The following is a 21,059-nucleotide window of genomic DNA, read 5'->3' as shown; positions in this document are numbered from 1 at the left end:
TTTTATTAGCCAAACCTAATATCTTTAAAAACCATTTCTTTACGGGAAACCGTAAAAGAGGTAATTATTTTAAAAAATTAAATGATATCCAATTTCTAAGATTTGAAATTGCGATTTTCTTTAACGAATTTTATTGATTGTTGCACCGTTTTTATTGGAGAAAAATTAGCTTAAACTAAGCCTAAATCTTTGGTAATAGCAATAAGATGCACATTATTACTGGCTTTGAAGTATATTTTTAATCTGTTGATTCGTTTTTCGAGACTGCTGCTACCATTTGGGATGATTCCTGAATGTTTAAATTCTGATGAAATATCTTCAAGAGTCAAACCTTTAGATAATGATTTTAATAGTGAAATGTCATAGGATTCAATTTCAAATAGCGATTTGTCTCTTAATGCATGAGATATTTCAGCTGAAGGTTTAATTTCTTCATTATTATAAATGCGTTGTATCGCTTTCTTTAGCTCAGGAATACTGTCTCTCCCTTTAGATACATAGGCATTAATTCCCAAGTTATTGAATAGTGATTTTATTCTGAAAGATTTGTCTTCTATGGAGAATACTATAGTCTTGATATCCGGTTGTGCTTTTTTTACTGCCTCAATTAGTTCTTCGCCTGAGTTTAGTCTGTTTTCTCGATGGTCAGGTTTAAATGATAAATCACTAATTAATAAGTCATAGGGCTGATTGTCATGAAGTGCTTTTTTTATTTTTAAAAAAGCATCATCACAGTATTTGGCATGATTAATTTCTAAGATAGAAATTTCTTCCAGAGCTTGAACAACTGCTATACTAATACTGTCTAAATCTTCGGCTATTAAAACTTTATGGAACATAGAATCGAGTATTATATTGGAATAATAAATTGCACTTTAAATCCTTTATTTGATTTAGTGTCAAAATTAATTAATCCTTTTATGGCCTGAATACGGTTTTCCACATTTTGAAGTCCATTTTTTGAATTTAATTGTTTTATAGTTGCTCCGACCCCGTTATCAGTGTAGTCTATTTGTAATTTGTCTCCTATTTTTTTAAAAGTTAGAACAACTAAACTGCATTGACTATGTTTTTTCATGTTGACTAGCAATTCTTGGATAACACGATAAATGATGATTTTTTTGTTACTTTCTATTTTCATCCAATTGATAGAATCCATTCCATTAGTTATCACATTTACTTCTTGAGTATTAAAACCGGACATCATTTCTTTCAAATCAGATATAAATAACGGTCCAGTTTCCATAGCATTGTTTTCTCTGGAGATATTTCGAGTTCTTGAATAAATGGTGTCTAGATTGGAAATTAATATTTCTTTATTATGTGTTGTTGATAAATCTTGAGTTTCAGCAAATGCCATGGTATGATATACATCATTTGCTAATTCATCGTGAAGTTTTTTAGCAATTCGAATTTCAGTAGTATAGGAAGCTTTAATTTTTTCTCTTTTATTTCTGGCTAAAAGGAGATTAGTTATAAAAATACTTATTGCAATAATGATTCCCACAACTGTATATAACACTAGATTTCTCTTTTTTTGATGTTCTAATTGAAGTGTTTTTTGGGCTTTTAATTTCAGATTTTCATCTTTTTCTTTTTTTGAATCGTATTTGATTTTAGCAAATTGATTTTTAGCCTTTTGTCTTACTTTAGTGATACTGTCATTAATATGTAGGTATTTTAGAGAATATTCTTTTGATTTATTTGCTGAACTGTTTTGTATTAATAATTTTAAGCTGTAAAGACGGTCATCTGGGCATTTTAATTTTGTAGCAGCATCATACGCTAATAATGCATATTCATTTGCTAAATTTTTATTCGTTTTTTGGTAATATTCGGATAGATAAGCGTAGCTTGATATTTTACCAATATCATTTCTTTTAAGTCTTATTTGAAGTGATTTGTTTAAATAATTTAACGCTTTAGCATTACCTGTTTTAAAATAACAATACCCTAAGTTTGTCAAAATTCTTGAATAGTTAGAGGAGTCATTCAAGATTTCTTTTTTAGTAATTAAAGGCTCTAGTATAGTAATCGCTTTTTTAAATTCTTTCATTTGTAGATATACAACTGCAATATTATTTAAAGAAACTAATTTTTCAATAGGAGTTGTTGTTTTGATAAGTGATGCTTTATTATAACAATATATAGCATTCTCATAATCGAAAGTGTTTGAATAAATATTTCCTAAAGTTAGGTTTAAGTCAAAGTTGTAAGAGTGATCTTTTTTTGTTTCAAGTAATGGAATAGTTTCAATCACTACAGTTTCAGCTCCACTATAATCAGTTTGGGTATAATGGATTGTTGCTAAATTTATTAATGAAAGAATCATTCGAGAAGTGTCTTTTTTTGATTCAGCAGATAATTTAGCTTTAGAATAATAGTAATAGGCTTTATCGTAATCCCATTTTTTTAAAAGGCTATCTCCTGCATCTATATATCTGTCCGTTTCGACTCGATCTGCTTTTGATCTTTTCCAAGAATTTTGTTTCTTCTCACAAGATTGCAAGAAGATCAAGATAGTTAGTACTGAAATATATTTGCATAGATTTTTTGTTATCATTTCCCGAAAATACAGAAATTAATTAAAATACTGAATATATCTCCTAAGCAATTTAGAGTATAGTTTTACAGGAAGAGTTAGAGTTTTCAGTTTCGATGTGTCAATTAAATTATCCTCAGTGTTTTAAATGGTTGCATTGTTTTAATTTAGTTAAAACTTTACGAAACATAGAACCGAATACTATATTGGAATGATAAATTGCACTTTAAATCCTTTACTTGATTTAGTGTCAAAAGTTATTATTCCTTTTATAGCCTCAATACGGTTTTTAATATTTTGAAGTCCATTTTTTGAATTTAATTGTTCTAATGTTGCCCCAACTCCGTTATCTGTGTAGTCTATCTGTAATTTGTTTCCATTTTGTTTCAAAGTCAGTACTACTAAACTACATTGACTATGCTTTTTCATGTTGACAAGCAATTCTTGTATAACACGGTAAATGATGATTTTTTTATTACTTTCTACTACCAACCAATCAATTGAATCCATTCCATTGGTTAAAACATTCACCTTATCCGTAATGAATCCGGACATCATTTCTTTTAAATGAGATACAAATAATGTTCCTGTTTCTATGGTGCTGTTTTCTCGGGATATATTGCGTGTTCGGGAATAAATAGTATCCAGATTGGTCAGTAATATTTCTTTATTCTGGGTGGTAGATAAATCTTGAGTTTCAGCAAATGCCATTGTATGATATACATCATTAGCTAATTCATCATGAAGTTTCTTAGCAATACGAGTTTCAGTATTGTAAGAGGTTTTTATTTTTTCTCTTTTATTTTTTGCTACCAGATAATTATAGACAAAAACACTTATCATTATTATAATTCCAACGGCTAAGTATAATAATAAATTTCTGTTTTTTTGTTGTTCTAACAGAAGTGCATTTTCTGCCTTTTGTGTTTTTAGATTTAGATTTTCTTCTCTGTTTTGATCACTATCGTATTTGATTTTTATAAACTGATCTCTGGCATTATTACGAACTTTTATAATACTATCATTAAGTCTGATGTAGTCTAAAGCATAGTTAGTAGTGCTTTTTTCAGAATTATTTGATATTAAAAAAGACAATGATCTCAATCTTTCATCAATACTGTTGAGTTTTGTAGCAGTTATATAGGCTTCTTTGGCGTATGTTTTAGCATATTGCGGATTTATTCCTTGATAGTACTCGGCTAAATGTAAATTACTTTCAATACTTCCATAGAAATCTGTATTGCTTTTTCTGATGAATAGTGATTTTGTCATCAATTGTAATCCTTCTGAATTACGTTTTGTTTTAAAGTAACAATAGCCTAGATTGTCTAGAACTCTGGCTTTTCTTTTATTGTTCGTGTTTAAATAAGATGATTTCAAAATGGATTCTAATATCTTAATAGAAGAGTCGTATTTTTTCATTTTGATGTAAACCGTAGCAATATTATTTTCAAAAGTAATTCTTCCTATCGAATCATTAGTTTCAGTTTTGGCTTTATTGTAATAATACAAAGCATCTTCATAATTGAACAGTTCTTTTGAAGAAATGCCAAGAAGGTTGTATGCTGCTGATTTATAAGTCGAGTTTAGCTCTGTAAAGGATAAAGCTTCAATTAAATTTTTTTCACTTCCAACATAATCACCAGAGGTTTGTTGGCTATGCGCCATTTGAATTAAATTGTAGGTTACTGACGCACTATCTTTTTCTAATTCATATAGTATTTTTGAACGGTTATGGTAATGAAAAGCACTGTCAAATTTTTGAAGTGCTAAGAACTTATCGCCTGTATCTAATAGTTCGCGTGCCTGAATAGCATTTTTACTGATATTATTTCCTTTATTGGAGGCTGATTCGTTTTTTAAATCATTTTGACAAGAATAGATAAATATCGAGAATAGGAATATAAAAATCGGGGAACGCATCATAAAGATAACTTTCCCCGAAAGTAATAATTTATAGTTTATAAACTCTAGTTTTATTATTTTGATTAATTTTTAGGAGTATTTTCATATCCCGGATTCCATCCTTTATATGGGAAACCATTAAAACCAATTATACAGTATTATTTAAAGCTAAATTATCCCATAAAAAAAACTCCCATTCCGATTTTTTAGAATCTAAATGAGAGTTTTTTATGGTTCAAAAAAATTATTTTATGGCAAGAGCATTATCGATTAAGAAAATGAGGTTGCCTCGATGTGCCCGTGTACTTTCGTCTATGGAAGTTGCTGTAAGCAGCATTGATTTAATTTTTTTCAATGTTTGTCTTGCGGCAGCTTTCGAAATATCATCATAAGAGTTTCTGGAAGAATTTATATCCGAAATTTCTACAGCTTGTTTAACAAAATAAGTTTGAAGGTATTGTCTTTGCATATTCACTTTTCCAACTAAATCAGCTTTGAATATTCCGCTAACTAAATCATTCATAACCTCTGCTACTGAATACGTATTGCCGTACAGACTTGTATTAGAAATTCGTTGCAATGTTGTAGGGTGGAGAATGTGTGAAAGCGCTCCATCAGTTTGCATTGATAGATAGATACCACCCAATTTTGGATCTTCTGTAGAAGAGAAAAATCCAAATCCACGTCTTTGCAATTGTAAATACGGATATAAAGAAGCATCAGCGTCAAATGCATTTGGTGCAAATGCATATTTATTCAATACTTCAATAGCTCTTTTTTGCTCAGCTTCAGATACAGGGGTGAATGGTTTTTCAGTTGTATTTTGGCCTACATAACTTCGGTCAACATACACTCCGCCAACATAGCGGCTTACCACAGCAATCATGTTTCTTCTTTGCCCATTTAGCATACTATATCGTGAACGCATTTCTGCATAATTCTGTCCAGTTTTACTATATTTTACTTTAAGTTTAGGCATTACAGTGTTGACTAATTTAAATCGGCCTTCGGCATATCCTATTGCATCACTACTTAAGTCTTCAACCATTACATGTGGATCAATCGCCTTTCCAGATGCTCTCATATCATCGGCATCATTACCAAAAGCAAGACCCGGTTCAGTACTTCTGCTAAGAATTTTATTTAACTCATTGTCTTCCAGTTTTTCATCGAATTCTTTGTATCCATATTCAATGGCCCAAAGATCGTATGGTCCAGGTTTTGTTGTAAAATAGTTTCCTTGTTTTGTTCTATCCAATGAAAGATTAATAGTAGGATAATCCATTACTGAACCAATTAAACCAATTTTTTCTGTAATAGATGTATCATTAAGTTCAGAAGGACTTAACATTTGACTCGCTTTCATATTGTGATTTAGTCCCAAAGTATGACCCATTTCATGTAAGATCAAATAATATAAAAATTCTTTATGAACTTTTAAAATAGTTTTTGGATCTTCATCATAAGCTTCTGCTATAGTTGCACCAGTCAAAAACTGACTTTTTAGTTCGCTTGCCATGGTACAAAGGTGCCCATCTGAATGGAAATAGGTGTTGAGATTATTTTGATTTTGAATGCTTTTCGCCGAAAATAATTCATCATATATTGGAGATCTGCTTCCTGAACTCCATTCCACTGTAATATCAGAACCTAAAATTTGTCCTGTTCGTGGATTGGCAAAACTTGGGCCAATTGCACCATAATTTGGATTAGCAGAAGCAACCCAACGGATAACGTTATAACGCACATCTCCTGCATCCCAATCAACAGAGTCTGGTTGTATTTTCATTACAACAGCATTTTTGAAACCTGCTTTTTCAAAAGCTTGATTCCAACGATTACCTGCCTCAACAATAGTTTGACGATATTCAACGGGAGTTGTGTTCTCAACCCACCAAACAATGGGTTCTACAGGTTCACTGATAGCTGCCGTAGGATCCTTTTTTGTCAAATACCATCGATTGATAATGTCTTTATAAGGTGTTGGTTTTATACTGGTTTGGTCGTTAATAGTTTGTCCAAAATATCCAATACGAGGGTCATCCTGTCTGGATTTGAAATTATTTTCAGGAATTTCTAAAAACGTATGTTGCATACGTACACGAACATATCGTGCATCAGTAATGTCATTTCCACCGCCATTTAAAGGTGCTGGATTATCATAAGCCAAATCTACAACTACATCAGTATTATTAGGAAAAGATCGGATGCTGTGGTATTTTGACTTAGCTGAATTGAAATTACCCAGGTTGAAAATTGCTCCAGGAGGTATTCCTGGTGGCATCGTAGGTTTTACTGGATCTAATTTTTCACTCAAGAAAAGTCCATCAGCAACAATTAAGAAACCAGTACTGTCTTGTGCTACAATTTTCTCAGCCAGAAAAATTGCTTCCGAAATATCAGTACCCGCAGTTTTACTAACAGCATTTGTTTTGTCGTAATAAAAAGCGGTGTTTACTAATCCAAATTCAATTTTGTCATTGGCTTTCTTTATGTTGAAAACACTTGTTGCACGATGCATACTTTGATTTAAAAACAAAGCCGTTGGTCCATTCATGGAATAGCTTTGATAAATAAATTCCTTATCCAGTTGGTTTTTCTTAATGTAAAGTTGCATGTTTCCAGTAACGGTATCCTGATACATGGTAAACAAGCCTTCAATTTTTTTAGCGCTTTTTATTTTATCATTTATAGAAACGGTAGCAGTTTTTTTCTTCTTAATACTATCAGATTTTGCAGCTGCAATCTCTTTTTTGTTTCTCTTCTTACGATTGTTTTTTTCTTGAGCGAATGTAGAACTTGTAATAAATAAAAGCACTAAAGAAAGAAGCAGTGTGGATTTCAATTTAGTCATAGTATTTGAGTTTAATGAAAAATGATAGGAATCACGTCTGATTTTTTGAAAATCCTTACGAAAATAGAATAAAATTTTGATATTAGTTGCATGTTTTTTAATTAGAATAAATTTTAAAAACAAAAAAACCCCAATCTTTCGATTGAGGTTTCTATATAAGTAAGTAATCTAAATTGAGTTTATAAAACGTTTATTTTACTTTGTTAAGTATTGCTTTGAAAGCATCTGGGTGATTCATTGCTAAATCGGCAAGAACTTTACGGTTCAATTCGATATTGTTAGCTTTTAATTTCCCGATGAATTGAGAATAAGACATTCCTTCCAATCTAGCTCCAGCGTTGATACGTTGAATCCATAAAGCACGGAAATTTCTTTTATTCACTTTTCTGTCACGGTAAGCGTAGCACATTGCTTTCTCTACCGCATTCTTAGCAACTGTCCAAACGTTTTTACGTCTACCAAAGAAACCTTTGGCTTGCTTCATTATTTTTTTTCTTCTTGCTCTTTTAGCAACTGAATTTACCGATCTTGGCATAATTTTACTGTTTTTTTGTAGCAGGCGGCTTGAATTTAATCAAAAGCACTTAATGGCCATACTCCAAGGTTATTTGAAATTGTTTTAACCTAAAGATTATTTAGTCAAAAGTTTTTAAAGTCTAATGTCGAAAGTCTTTAAGACCTTTGACTTTGAAACTTTAAGACTTAATTAAATAATTCTTAATTGTTGTTTGATGCTTTTCATATCTGTTTTGTGAACTAGCGCTGAATGTGTCAAAGCTAATTTACGTTTTTTAGACTTTTTAGTCAAGATGTGACTTTTAAAAGCATGCTTTCTTTTAATCTTTCCAGAACCAGTAACTTTGAAACGTTTCTTGGCGCTAGATTTGGTTTTCATTTTAGGCATTTTTTCCTAGTGTTTTAATTTATTCTTACTTACTTATCTTCTTTAGTCAGAAAGTTTTTAAAGTCTTAAAGTCAAAAGTATTCAACTTTTGACTTTAAGACTTTTGACTTTAAGACTTATTTCTTTTTCTTAGGGGCAATGAACATTATCATTCTCTTTCCTTCTAGAACTGGCATCGCTTCCACTTTACCAAATTCTTCAAGATCTGTAGCTAATCTTAATAATAAGATTTGCCCTTGATCTTTATAGATAATCGAACGTCCTTTAAAGAAAACAAATGCTTTCAATTTCGCACCTTCTTTCAAGAACTTCTCAGCATTCTTTCTCTTAAATTCGTAATCATGCTCATCTGTTTGAGGTCCAAAACGAATTTCCTTAACGACTACTTGTGTAGATTTCGCTTTTAGGATTTTATCACGTTTCTTTTGCTCGTAAACAAATTTCTTATAATCCATGATTTTACAAACCGGTGGATCTGCATTTGGTGAAATCTCAACTAAATCCAATTCAAATTGGTCAGCTAATCTTAAAGCTTCCGAAAGTTTAAAAACTCCAGGTTCAATATTTTCACCTACAAGTCTTACTTCTTGTACACCACGAATAAGGCTGTTTATTCTGTGGGCATCTTTTTTTTCTACGCGAGGTTGGTAACCTCTGTTGCTTCTTATTGCTATGACTTTATAATTTAAGTTAAACTGTAAATACTTTTAATGTTTTATTGATCTCTTCGTTTACAATAGCAGCAAATTCTTCTATTGTAACGCTGATATTTCCTTTTCCTTCCTGTCCATGACGACGGATAGAAATAGTCCCATTTTTCTCTTCTTCCTCACCTACAATCAACATAAATGGGGTTTTTTGCATTTCTGCATCCCTAATTTTCTTCCCGATTGTCTCGTTTCTATTGTCAATGAGGGCGCGAATTTCGTGATTTTCTAGCAAATCTAAAACTTTTTTCGCATATATTTCATATTTCTCGCTCAAAGACAATATTATAGCTTGTTCAGGCATCAGCCAAAGAGGGAAATTTCCTGCTGTATGTTCTAATAAAATAGCGATAAATCGTTCCATTGAACCAAAAGGTGCTCTGTGAATCATTACTGGTCTATGCAATTCGTTATCAGATCCTTTGTAGGTTAAATCAAAACGTTCTGGAAGGTTGTAATCAACCTGAATCGTTCCTAATTGCCATTGTCTTCCCAAGGCATCTTTTACCATGAAATCCAATTTTGGACCATAGAAAGCTGCTTCGCCATATTCTACTACAGTATTTAGACCTTTGTCGGCTGCAGCGTTAATAATTGCATTTTCCGCTTTTTCCCAGTTTTCATCAGTACCTATATACTTATCTCTGTTTTCTTTATCTCTCAGTGAAATCTGAGCGGTAAAGTTTTCGAATCCTAATGAACCAAATACATAAAGTACCAAGTCAATTACTTTCTTAAACTCTTCGTCTAGTTGTTCAGGAGTGCAAAAAATGTGCGCGTCATCCTGAGTAAACCCTCTTACACGAGTTAAACCGTGTAATTCTCCACTTTGTTCGTATCTGTAAACAGTACCAAATTCAGCATAACGCTTTGGTAAATCTTTGTATGACCAAGGACGTACATTGTATATTTCGCAGTGATGAGGACAGTTCATAGGTTTTAATAAAAACTCTTCGCCTTCAGCTGGAGTGCTTATAGGTTGGAAACTATCGGCGCCATATTTTGCATAATGTCCTGAAGTTACATACAATTCTTTTTGACCAATATGTGGTGTAACCACTTGCTCGTATCCACCTTTTTTCTGTGCTTTTTTCAAAAACTGTTCTAGTCTGTCTCTTAAAGCGGCTCCTTTAGGCAACCATAATGGTAAACCTGCGCCTACCTTTTGAGAAAAAGCAAAAAGTTCAAGTTCTTTTCCTAGTTTTCTATGGTCACGACGTTTTGCTTCTTCCAGTAATTCTAAGTATTCCGTTAAATCCTTTTGTTTAGGGAATGAAGTTCCATAAACACGAGTCAGTTGTTTGTTTTTCTCGTCACCACGCCAGTATGCTCCTGCAACGCTCATTATTTTCATCGCTTTGATTATTCCAGTATTTGGAATATGCCCACCACGACATAAATCAGTAAACGTATCGTGATCACAAAACGTAATTGTTCCGTCCTCAAGATTGCTAATAAGCTCTGTTTTGTAAACGTTGTCCTTATATAGTTCTAAAGCTTCAGCTTTAGAAACGGGACGTAGTTTGAATTCATGCTTACCTCTAGAAATTTCAAGAACACGATCTTCAATTTTTTTAAAGTCAGCATCAGTGATTTTTTGGTCTTCAAAATCTACATCGTAATAAAAGCCATTAGAGATTGCTGGTCCAAGAGTTAATTTTATACCAGGAAACATTTCCTCAAGAACTTGTGCCATTACGTGTGAAGTAGAATGCCAAAAAGCTTTTTTTCCGCCTTCGTCATTCCAAGTATATAATATAAGACTGCCGTCCGTCGTCAAAGGAGTTGTTGTTTCCACAGTTGTACCATCAAAAGAAGCCGAAATAACATTTCTGGCAAATCCTTCACTAATGCTCTTGGCTACATCCATAGGAGTAATCCCAGGAGCAAACTCTTTAACTGACCCATCGGGCAAAGTAATCTTAATCATCATTTATTATTTTAAGAATGCAAATATAGACCATTACAAAAATACATACAATATATATATAAGGTTTGTTATCATAAATAGGTCTAAAAACTAAAAGAAGAGTTATTATAGCATATGAGTTTAGTAGGAGTGTTATAATTAGGAGCTGTTTCCCGCTATTCGTTGTAATCTTTTCTCTCGTAAAGAAACGAGAGAAAAGGATTTTCACTGCTATCGGGGCTAGGAGAGTGGTTTTGGTTAGTCGTATCCTGCTTAAATCATCCGAAATAGGGAGTAATTAGGGGTGTTAATTAAAAAAGTGAATAAAGATTATGGGTACGTATATATTGTATAGTCTTGATAAAAGGAGAATCTGGTGTGTTTTTTGATTTTTCTTTTGAATAGTATAAAAAACTTTACTATTCAAGAATCATGTTTTCAGCGAGTTAAAGATTGGGTTAAGAAAACATGAAAAAAAAGGTTTAAAAAAGCTTGTAAAAGCGAATAAAGGTGCTACTTTTGCACCCGCAATGACGCAGACGTTCTTTAGAAGACTGACAAGTAAACTGGATTGAGAGAGGAAATTTATTTTCAAAAAAAGATTCAGAAAAGCTTGTGAGATTAGAAAGAGCTTATTACATTTGCACCCCGCAAAACGCGCAAAGTTCCTTGACAAACTGATAAGAAAACGGTAGTAAAACGGAGATAAAAATTTCCAAAAAAAACTTCAAAATTTTCTTGCCAGTTAAAAAAGAAGTTGTACTTTTGCACCCGCTTCGAGAAACACTTTAAGTAGTGTTGACGAAGGGAAAAACAAAGAAGAACACGTTCCTAGACATATTGAATTGACAGCCGTTTTGAAAGAGATTTCAAAACAAAAGAATGAGAGTAATAGAATCGAGAGATTTGAAAAAACCACTAGAATTTAGTCGAATAAACAAAGAGAGAAGATTTATCTGATCTCACACAATATACGATGAAGAGTTTGATCCTGGCTCAGGATGAACGCTAGCGGCAGGCTTAACACATGCAAGTCGAGGGGTATAGTTCTTCGGAACTAGAGACCGGCGCACGGGTGCGTAACGCGTATGCAATCTACCTTTCACAGAGGGATAGCCCAGAGAAATTTGGATTAATACCTCATAGTATTATAGAGTGGCATCACTTTATAATTAAAGTCACAACGGTGAAAGATGAGCATGCGTCCCATTAGCTAGTTGGTAAGGTAACGGCTTACCAAGGCAACGATGGGTAGGGGTCCTGAGAGGGAGATCCCCCACACTGGTACTGAGACACGGACCAGACTCCTACGGGAGGCAGCAGTGAGGAATATTGGACAATGGGCGCAAGCCTGATCCAGCCATGCCGCGTGCAGGATGACGGTCCTATGGATTGTAAACTGCTTTTGCACAGGAAGAAACAACATTACGTGTAATGTCTTGACGGTACTGTGAGAATAAGGATCGGCTAACTCCGTGCCAGCAGCCGCGGTAATACGGAGGATCCAAGCGTTATCCGGAATCATTGGGTTTAAAGGGTCCGTAGGCGGTCTTATAAGTCAGTGGTGAAATCTCCCCGCTCAACGGGGAAACGGCCATTGATACTGTAGGACTTGAATTATTAGGAAGTAACTAGAATATGTAGTGTAGCGGTGAAATGCTTAGAGATTACATGGAATACCAATTGCGAAGGCAGGTTACTACTAATGGATTGACGCTGATGGACGAAAGCGTGGGTAGCGAACAGGATTAGATACCCTGGTAGTCCACGCCGTAAACGATGGATACTAGCTGTTGGGAGCAATCTCAGTGGCTAAGCGAAAGTGATAAGTATCCCACCTGGGGAGTACGTTCGCAAGAATGAAACTCAAAGGAATTGACGGGGGCCCGCACAAGCGGTGGAGCATGTGGTTTAATTCGATGATACGCGAGGAACCTTACCAAGGCTTAAATGTAGATTGACCGGTTTGGAAACAGACCCTTCGCAAGACAATTTACAAGGTGCTGCATGGTTGTCGTCAGCTCGTGCCGTGAGGTGTCAGGTTAAGTCCTATAACGAGCGCAACCCCTGTTGTTAGTTGCCAGCGAGTCATGTCGGGAACTCTAACGAGACTGCCAGTGCAAACTGAGAGGAAGGTGGGGATGACGTCAAATCATCACGGCCCTTACGCCTTGGGCTACACACGTGCTACAATGGCCGGTACAGAGAGCAGCCACTGGGTGACCAGGAGCGAATCTACAAAGCCGGTCACAGTTCGGATCGGAGTCTGCAACTCGACTCCGTGAAGCTGGAATCGCTAGTAATCGGATATCAGCCATGATCCGGTGAATACGTTCCCGGGCCTTGTACACACCGCCCGTCAAGCCATGGAAGCTGGGGGTGCCTGAAGTCGGTGACCGCAAGGAGCTGCCTAGGGTAAAACTGGTAACTAGGGCTAAGTCGTAACAAGGTAGCCGTACCGGAAGGTGCGGCTGGAACACCTCCTTTCTAGAGCTTTAGTGTTAGCTATATGCACGCTAAAGAAAGAAGACGAAAGTTCAAGTTGGAAGCAAACCCCAACGTTTTATTACTCTTGCTGTTAGTTCAAATAATACCATTTAAGAATAAGAGTGTCTCGTAGCTCAGCTGGTTAGAGTACTACACTGATAATGTAGGGGTCGACAGTTCGAGTCTGTCCGAGACAACTATTTTAGACTTAAATAAAAGAAGAAATTCTAGAGTTGAGGAGTTATGAAATATAAATTCATAATTCATAATTCACAATTCATAATTAGATTGGGGGATTAGCTCAGCTGGCTAGAGCGCCTGCCTTGCACGCAGGAGGTCAACGGTTCGACTCCGTTATTCTCCACTATTCGAGTGAATAGTAAAGAGTAAAAAGTAATTAGTCAAAAACTAATCACTAATTACTAAGGGCTAATCACTAGAAAAAAGTTCATTGACATATTGAGATAAGAAAATAATAAAAAGTAGAAAGCATTTTTACTTGTTTATCATTAGACAAGTAAAGAAACGGTCTCGTTTTAATTAACGAGATTGGTACAATAAGCAAAATAAGGGCGTATGGGGGATGCCTTGGCTCTCAGAGGCGATGAAAGGCGTGATAAGCTGCGAAAAGTTACGGGGATTGGCACACACGATACGATCCGTAAATACCTGAATGGGGCAACCCACTATGTTGAAGACATAGTACACCGATAGGTGGGCAAACCCGCTGAACTGAAACATCTAAGTAGGCGGAGGAGAAGAAAACAAAAGTGATTCCGTAAGTAGTGGCGAGCGAACGCGGATTAGCCCAAACCAATGTTGTTACGGCAATGTTGGGGTTGTAGGACCACGTTATTTGTTGCGGATAGAATTAGAATCTACTGGAAAGTAGAGCCAAAGAAGGTGATAGCCCTGTATAAGTAATAGAAGATAACGATAGTGGTATCCTGAGTAGGGCGGGGCACGTGAAACCCTGTCTGAATTTGGCGGGACCATCCGCTAAGGCTAAATACTCCTGAGAGACCGATAGTGAACCAGTACCGTGAGGGAAAGGTGAAAAGAACCGTGAATAACGGAGTGAAATAGATCCTGAAACCATACGCTTACAAGCGGTCGGAGCCCTTTAGTGGGGTGACGGCGTGCCTTTTGCATAATGAGCCTACGAGTTAACGTTGCTGGCAAGGATAAGTGGTTAAGCCACGGATCCGTAGCGAAAGCGAGTCTGAATAGGGCGCTTTAGTCAGTAGTGTTAGACGCGAAACCGTGTGATCTACCCATGGGCAGGATGAAGCGCTGGTAACACAGTGTGGAGGTCCGAACCGGTTGACGTTGAAAAGTCTTCGGATGACCTGTGGGTAGGGGTGAAAGGCCAATCAAACTCGGAAATAGCTCGTACTCCCCGAAATGCATTTAGGTGCAGCGTTATGCGTAAAGTTATATAGAGGTAGAGCTACTGATTGGATGCGGGGGCTTCACCGCCTACCAATTCCTGACAAACTCCGAATGCTATATAATGTTTCATAACAGTGAGGGCTTGGGTGCTAAGGTCCAAGTCCGAGAGGGAAAGAACCCAGACCATCAGCTAAGGTCCCCAAATATATGTTAAGTTGAAAGAACGAGGTTTGTCTGCCCAGACAGCTAGGATGTTGGCTTGGAAGCAGCCATTCATTTAAAGAGTGCGTAACAGCTCACTAGTCGAGCGGACGAGCATGGATAATAATCGGGCATAAACATATTACCGAAGCTATGGATTTGTAATTTATTACAAGTGGTAGGGGAGCATTCTAACAGGGTAGAAGGTGTGTCGTAAGGCATGCTGGACTGGTTAGAAAAGAAAATGTAGGCATAAGTAACGATAATGCGGGCAAGAAACCCGCACACCGAAAGACTAAGGTTTCCACAGCTATGCTAATCAGCTGTGGGTTAGTCGGGACCTAAGGCGAACCCGAAAGGGACAGTCGATGGACAACGGGTTAATATTCCCGTACTAGTTATTACTGTGATGGGGTGACGGAGTGATGAAAGCGCCGCGAACTGACGGAATAGTTCGTTGAAGTACCTACCTATAAGCTGCGCAGGCAAATCCACGCGGCTTGGGGAAATACGATAGTACTCGGAGTCTTCGGACAAAGAGATAGTGCGCCTAAGGGCTTCCAAGAAAAACCTCTAAACTTCAGGTAATAAGTACCCGTACCGCAAACCGACACAGGTAGTCGAGGAGAGAATCCTAAGGTGCTCGAGAGATTCATGGCTAAGGAATTAGGCAAAATAGACCCGTAACTTCGGGAGAAGGGTCGCCAGCAGCAATGCTGGCCGCAGTGAAGAGGTCCAGGCGACTGTTTATCAAAAACACAGGGCTCTGCAAAATCGTAAGATGAAGTATAGGGCCTGACACCTGCCCGGTGCTGGAAGGTTAAGAGGAGATGTTATCTTCGGAGAAGCATTGAATTGAAGCCCCAGTAAACGGCGGCCGTAACTATAACGGTCCTAAGGTAGCGAAATTCCTTGTCGGGTAAGTTCCGACCTGCACGAATGGTGTAACGATCTGGACACTGTCTCAGCCATGAGCTCGGTGAAATTGTAGTAGCGGTGAAGATGCCGCTTACCCGCAGTGGGACGAAAAGACCCTGTGCACCTTTACTATAGCTTAGTATTGACCTTGGATAAATGATGTGTAGGATAGGTTGGAGACTGTGAAGTGGCGTCGCTAGGCGTTGTGGAGTCATTGTTGAAATACAACCCTTTGTTTATCTGAGGCCTAACCCCGTTATGCGGGGGACATTGCTTGGTGGGTAGTTTGACTGGGGTGGTCGCCTCCAAAAGAGTAACGGAGGCTTCTAAAGGTTCCCTCAGTACGCTTGGTAACCGTGCGTAGAGTGCAATGGCATAAGGGAGCTTGACTGAGAGACATACAGGTCGATCAGGTACGAAAGTAGAGCATAGTGATCCGGTGGTTCCGCATGGAAGGGCCATCGCTCAAAGGATAAAAGGTACGCCGGGGATAACAGGCTGATCTCCCCCAAGAGCTCATATCGACGGGGGGGTTTGGCACCTCGATGTCGGCTCGTCACATCCTGGGGCTGGAGAAGGTCCCAAGGGTTGGGCTGTTCGCCCATTAAAGTGGCACGCGAGCTGGGTTCAGAACGTCGTGAGACAGTTCGGTCTCTATCTACTGTGGGCGCAAGAAATTTGAGTGGATCTGATTCTAGTACGAGAGGACCGAATTGGACAAACCTCTAGTGTATCTGTTGTCACGCCAGTGGCATCGCAGAGTAGCTACGTTTGGAAGGGATAAGCGCTGAAAGCATATAAGCGCGAAACCCACCACAAGATGAGATTTCTTTTAAGGGTCGTGGGAGATGACCACGTTGATAGGCTATAGATGTAAAGGCAGTAATGTCATAGTCGAGTAGTACTAATAACCCGTAAGCTTATGTACGCTTTTCTCCCGTCTTTCGGGACGGGAGAAGAAACTTTCTAATACTTTTTATTTTCTTTATCTCAGTATGTTAAGATATTATGTAATTAATTATCAATGATAAATTTTTAATTGTTACAATAATTGCCCAAAGCAATTATAACCTCTTAAGGTGGTTATTGCGGCGGGGCTCACCTCTTCCCATCCCGAACAGAGTAGTTAAGCCCGCCTGCGCAGATGGTACTGCAGTTATGTGGGAGAGTATGTCGTCGCCTTTCTTTGAAGAATCCTCATCATTTATTTGATGAGGATTTTTTTGTTATAAATCAATATTTTATTATTGTAATGTTCGAATTTAGAGGATTGTTATCATTTTTTTATCCTTATTTGCATGGCATAATTATAAGGATCAAGTGGTGTAAATGATATTTTCTCCTGTTTCACAAATTGAAAATAGCTGTGTATTTTTCCTTTTGTAAATCGTTGTGACCAAAATCTTTCTTTAGTAGCCGTAAAACTATCTTTTGCATCAGTTATTACTGTCATTCCCATTTTCTGATACGATAGTTCTTGCTTTTTTCTTGTATTCTCGTTGTCAATATAGCAGGCTCCAATTAAAATTTCTCCATTTACATTCAGCATTTTATAGGCAAAGGTGAAAATAGTATCAAATTTTTCATTTTTTGATAAATCAAGTTTTTTGGATAATAAATTATAATTTTCAAAAGGGAAGTTTTCAGGATAAAAATTACCTGCTGTAAACCAAGTTGTAATAATCAAATCATAATGCTTTTGTAATTGATTTAAATTTACTGCATCTAAAAAATAAACACTTACTTTGTCTTCAATATTTAATTCTTTTATTGTGTTGCGGGATAAAATAACACATGTTTCGGCATTATCAGTGCCGTCATAGAATTCAATCATATCCCACATTTCTGGTATTGCATATAAATGTTTTACTATTCTTGCATTTCCAATTCCTATGTCTAAGATGGTTATTGGACTTCCTTTTTTAAGGAATATTTCGGTAATTACTTTCTTTAGTTCTATGAATTCAGCCCATTGAGCCTGCAACAACTCTTCGGATAAATAATTTTCATCAAATGATTTGTGTGCAGTATTTTCATTGTCATACATTTCCATAACTACTTTATTTTAAACTAATTCAAATTTAAAATTTAATCTGTCATAATTTAATCTGAAGAGCCTTTATATTTTAAGTGCTCATATTTTTTTAGATTTGGTTTTAACCGAGTTAAGAGAAGATTAATTTATAGGTTTTAAGTTTTGTTCCGTACAATTTTTAAACATTAAATTGTATTTTTGCTAAACTATATAAAAATATAATATGAAAAGAATTATTTTGTTTTTGACATTTATTATGTCTTTAAACTCACAAGCTCAACAACGCCCAAAATTAGTGGTAGGTATAGTGGTAGACCAAATGAAAATGGAATATCTATATCGTTTTTCAGATGACTTTTCTGCGAATGGTTTTAAAAGATTAATGAATAATGGCTATACTTTTCACAATATGCATTATAATTATGTACCTACTTATACTGCACCGGGTCACGCGAGTATTTATACTGGAACTACTCCGTCTACTCATGGTATCGTAGGGAATGATTGGTTTAATAAAGCTACTGGAAAAGATATGTATTGTACTGATGATGCTTCAGTTAAAACAGTAGGTGACGGAACAGAAAAAGAGGGAGCAATGTCTCCAAAAAATTTGTTAAGCACCACCATTACAGATGAGTTGCGAATGGCGACAAATTTTAAAGGGAAAGTAATTGGGATGAGTGTCAAAGATCGTGGAGCAATTTTGCCTGCGGGACATTTTGCTAATTGGGCATTTTGGTACAGTAAAACTGGAGCTTTTATCTCAAGCACTTTTTATGGTTCAGCATTACCGAATTGGGTAACTGAATTTAATCAAGAAAAACGATACATGAATTACATTAATAAAGGATGGAATTTATTGAATCCCATAGCAACTTATAATGAAAGTCTTCCTGATGATAATCCTTATGAAGGAAAGTTAGATAAAGCTAATGCGCCAGTTTTTCCTTACGATTTAAGTAAAATGTATAAAGAAAAAGGAGCAGATGTTTTGAGAACTACCCCTTTTGGGAATGATATTTTGGCGGAATTGGCCATGAAAGCTATAGAAAAAGAAGAGTTAGGCAAAGATGAAATTACGGATTTTTTGACGGTTAGTTTTTCTTCAACGGATTATGTTGGACATACTTTTGGACCACGTTCAATGGAGTTGCAGGATACTTATTTGCGTTTAGATCAGACGATGGCTCAGTTTTTAAACTATTTAGATAAAACGGTTGGAAAGGATAATTACTTGCTTTTTTTGACTGCTGATCACGCTGGTGCTGAAAATCCAAATTATCTAAAAGATAATAAATATAATGTGAAAAATATTCCTTCTAAAGACATTGTAGAGGCATTAAAAAAACATTCTAACGAAACTTTCGGCGCTGATTTAATATTAGATTATTCTAACTTTAATCTTTTTTTCAATAAAGAAATTATTAAACAGAAAGGTTTAGAATTAGCAAAAGTGAAGCAAAGTTTTAAAGATTTTTTGATGACGCAAGAACAAGTTAAAAGAGTGTATACTGAAGAAGAAATTTTAGCTTCGTCAGGAGATGACTATTTTTTAAGTTTTATTTCTAAAGGCTATGATCCTAAACAAAATGGTGATATTGTTATACTTGATAAAACAGGCTATATGCAATATCAAGCCACAGGAACTACTCATGGTTCACCAAATAGTTATGATACACACGTGCCTTTGCTTTTTTATGGATGGCAAGTTCCAAAAGGAGAATTGCACACTAAAAAATTCATTACTCAAATAGCACCAACCCTTTCACAAATGTTGAAAATTCCATTTCCTAATGGAACTGAATCTGAAGTTTTAGATACGCTGTTAGATAAGAAATAATAGTATTGCGTATTATCAAAAAATCCCATTTGCATTAGCGAATGGGATTTTTTTATTTATGCTGTTGTTGCTGCAACTGGCAGCGGAATTTGATTTTTTAATAAATCCTCAAAGGTTTCATGCGCTCTTATCAAATGACCTTCACCGTTCATCCATAATACTTCGGCTGGCTTGTATCTAGAGTTGTAGTTGGATGCCATAGAGAAACAATAAGCTCCTGCATTTCTAAAAGATAAAATATCACCTTCTTTTATTTCAGCAATTTTTCTGTTATTAGCAAAAGTATCGGTTTCGCAAATATATCCTACCACAGAGTAGAAACGTTCTTTCCCTTTTGGATGTGATATGTTTTCGATATGATGTTGTGAACCATAAAACATTGGTCTGATCAAATGGTTAAAACCACTATCTATTCCTGCAAAAACAGTCGAAGTAGTTTGTTTAACTACATTTACTTTAGCTAAAAAGAAACCTGCTTCACTTACTAAAAATTTCCCAGGTTCAAATATTAATGTTAATTCTTTCCCGTATTCAGTACAAAAGGCATTGAATCTTTTGGATAATTTTTTACCTAATTCTTCAATGTCAGTTTCGATATCGTCTTTTTTATAAGGTACTTTAAATCCACTTCCAAAGTCTAAGAATTCAAGGTTTTTAAAGTTTCTAGCGGCATCAAATAATATTTCGGCAGCATATAAAAATACTTCGATATCTAAAATATCAGAGCCGGTATGCATATGAATTCCGACAATGTTCATTTTAGTATTTTCAACAATACGAACTAAATGAGGTAATTGGTGAACAGAAATACCAAATTTACTATCGATATGACCAACAGATATATTAGCATTTCCACCAGCCATTACGTGCGGATTTATTCTGATACATACAGGTACATTTGGGTATTTTGTACCAAATTGCTCTAATATGGATAAGTTGTCAATATTTATTTGAACTCCCATCGCCGATACTTCTTCAATTTCTTCAAGAGAAACACCATTTGGAGTATAAAATATTTTGTCTGGGTCGTAGCCGGCATGAAGTCCTAATAATACTTCTTGAATTGAAACAGTATCTAATCCTGACCCCATTTCTTTCAATAATTGAAGTATAGCAACATTAGACAAAGCCTTCATTGCATAATTGATGCGCAACTTATCTACCTTTGAAAAAGCTTTCGTTAATCTGTTGTATTGAGATTGTATTTTTTCGGCATCATAAACGTATAATGGACTGCCAAATTGTTCTGCTAATTGTAGTAAGTCTTTTGATTGCATGATTATTAATTTTGAGCAAATTTATTATTCTTTATTTAGTCCCACAAGCTAATAGATGAATTCTAACAAATTCTAACAAAAAGTTATA

Annotated in this window: 11 protein-coding genes, 2 tRNA genes and 3 rRNA genes; 6 read left to right on the top strand and 10 right to left on the bottom strand. The window is 35.8% G+C overall.

Features of this window, described 5'->3' with window-relative positions:
• Positions 1-170: 170 nt before the first annotated feature.
• The 8 genes from Q1W72_RS03875 to thrS form a co-directional block, all read right to left on the bottom strand.
• Positions 171-839 (bottom strand): response regulator transcription factor, encoded by a 669-nt coding sequence (locus Q1W72_RS03875; RefSeq protein ID WP_099716012.1) that lies wholly within the window; start codon positions 837-839, stop codon positions 171-173.
• An 11-nt stretch (positions 840-850) separates the two neighbouring features.
• Complete coding sequence (locus Q1W72_RS03870; protein ID WP_143394902.1) at positions 851-2,563, bottom strand: tetratricopeptide repeat-containing sensor histidine kinase; 1,713 nt, start codon at positions 2,561-2,563, stop codon at positions 851-853.
• A 180-nt stretch (positions 2,564-2,743) separates the two neighbouring features.
• A complete protein-coding gene (locus tag Q1W72_RS03865; protein ID WP_143394901.1) occupies positions 2,744-4,468 on the bottom strand; it encodes a tetratricopeptide repeat-containing sensor histidine kinase in 1,725 nt (574 codons plus the stop codon).
• Between the two features lie 223 nt (positions 4,469-4,691).
• Positions 4,692-7,301, bottom strand: coding sequence for a zinc-dependent metalloprotease (locus Q1W72_RS03860; protein WP_099716009.1), 2,610 nt, complete (start codon positions 7,299-7,301; stop codon positions 4,692-4,694).
• Positions 7,302-7,491: 190 nt separating this feature from the next.
• Positions 7,492-7,836, bottom strand: coding sequence for a 50S ribosomal protein L20 (gene rplT / locus Q1W72_RS03855; protein ID WP_099716008.1), 345 nt, complete (start codon positions 7,834-7,836; stop codon positions 7,492-7,494).
• Between the two features lie 171 nt (positions 7,837-8,007).
• Positions 8,008-8,205: a 50S ribosomal protein L35 gene (gene rpmI, locus Q1W72_RS03850; protein ID WP_022827375.1), complete on the bottom strand. Its 198-nt coding sequence runs from the start codon at positions 8,203-8,205 to the stop codon at positions 8,008-8,010.
• 116 nt (positions 8,206-8,321) lie between these two features.
• Positions 8,322-8,819: a translation initiation factor IF-3 gene (infC, locus tag Q1W72_RS03845; RefSeq protein WP_199074837.1), complete on the bottom strand. Its 498-nt coding sequence runs from the start codon at positions 8,817-8,819 to the stop codon at positions 8,322-8,324.
• A gap of 76 nt (positions 8,820-8,895) precedes the next feature.
• Entirely contained in the window at positions 8,896-10,842 is a 1,947-nt protein-coding gene (gene thrS / locus Q1W72_RS03840; protein WP_099716006.1) for a threonine--tRNA ligase, read from the bottom strand.
• 952 nt (positions 10,843-11,794) lie between these two features.
• Between thrS and Q1W72_RS03835 the strand changes: the two genes are divergently transcribed.
• The 5 genes from Q1W72_RS03835 to rrf all read left to right on the top strand — a co-directional run bounded on the left by Q1W72_RS03835 (position 11,795) and on the right by rrf (position 17,004).
• A 16S ribosomal RNA gene (locus Q1W72_RS03835) occupies positions 11,795-13,308 on the top strand.
• A 123-nt stretch (positions 13,309-13,431) separates the two neighbouring features.
• A tRNA-Ile gene (locus Q1W72_RS03830) sits at positions 13,432-13,505 on the top strand.
• 93 nt (positions 13,506-13,598) lie between these two features.
• Positions 13,599-13,672: transfer RNA gene (locus Q1W72_RS03825), tRNA-Ala, on the top strand.
• A gap of 191 nt (positions 13,673-13,863) precedes the next feature.
• Positions 13,864-16,747: ribosomal RNA gene (locus tag Q1W72_RS03820) — 23S ribosomal RNA — on the top strand.
• Positions 16,748-16,894: 147 nt separating this feature from the next.
• Positions 16,895-17,004: ribosomal RNA gene (gene rrf, locus Q1W72_RS03815) — 5S ribosomal RNA — on the top strand.
• The 16S, 23S and 5S rRNA genes sit together here with 2 tRNA genes alongside, the layout of an rRNA operon.
• Positions 17,005-17,095: 91 nt before the next feature.
• On the opposite strand, the gene Q1W72_RS03810 is transcribed toward rrf, so the two are convergent.
• On the bottom strand, positions 17,096-17,872 hold the full coding sequence (locus Q1W72_RS03810; RefSeq protein WP_099716005.1) for a hypothetical protein: 777 nt from the start codon (positions 17,870-17,872) through the stop codon (positions 17,096-17,098).
• Between the two features lie 205 nt (positions 17,873-18,077).
• Here Q1W72_RS03810 and pafA point away from each other — a divergent pair, with 205 nt between their 5' ends.
• On the top strand, positions 18,078-19,694 hold the full coding sequence (gene pafA / locus Q1W72_RS03805; RefSeq protein WP_099716004.1) for an alkaline phosphatase PafA: 1,617 nt from the start codon (positions 18,078-18,080) through the stop codon (positions 19,692-19,694).
• A 56-nt stretch (positions 19,695-19,750) separates the two neighbouring features.
• On the opposite strand, the gene lysA is transcribed toward pafA, so the two are convergent.
• A complete protein-coding gene (lysA, locus tag Q1W72_RS03800; protein ID WP_099716003.1) occupies positions 19,751-20,971 on the bottom strand; it encodes a diaminopimelate decarboxylase in 1,221 nt (406 codons plus the stop codon).
• Positions 20,972-21,059: the final 88 nt, after the last annotated feature.

Source organism: Flavobacterium sp. ZE23DGlu08, assembly GCF_030505335.1.
Taxonomy (GTDB): Bacteria; Bacteroidota; Bacteroidia; order Flavobacteriales; family Flavobacteriaceae; genus Flavobacterium; species Flavobacterium algoritolerans.
The sequence above is the reverse complement of the archived record's forward strand: the minus strand, read 5'-3'. Positions and strand labels throughout refer to the sequence as shown.